Source organism: Psychrobacter sp. TB20-MNA-CIBAN-0197, from assembly GCF_040309765.1.
GTDB classification, from domain to species: domain Bacteria; phylum Pseudomonadota; class Gammaproteobacteria; order Pseudomonadales; family Moraxellaceae; genus Psychrobacter; species Psychrobacter submarinus.
Window position 1 is genome coordinate 1 of the sequence record NZ_JBEOPC010000323.1, and the last position, 299, is coordinate 299.

Annotated in this window: 1 protein-coding gene; it reads left to right on the forward strand. The window is 40.1% G+C overall.

Annotation, left to right across the window (positions count from 1 at the left end; genetic code table 11):
• Positions 1 to 10 precede the first annotated feature (10 nt).
• The coding region (locus tag AAEY83_RS13855; protein WP_502945175.1) for a hypothetical protein at positions 11 to 299 on the forward strand (289 nt) is incomplete at its 3' end.

Below are 299 nucleotides of genomic sequence, written 5' to 3' on the forward strand. Positions count from 1 at the left end.
CAATAGCGACGTGCTTACGCAAGCGTATCAGTATTTTAGTATTCGTATTTTTAGTGCGCCTGCGGCCTTATGTAATTTAGTACTATTAGGTTGGATGCTAGGTATGCATTATGGCCGTGGGCCGTTTTATTTATTATTAGTGACTAATATTACCAATATAGTGCTCGACATATATTTTGTTGTATACCTAGATTGGGCAGTAGCAGGCGCTTCATGGGCGTCACTTAGTGCCGATTACACCGCGTTAGTTTTTGCCGTGGTGTTAGTTATTAAATTAGCTAAAAAACGCGGCATAAAAC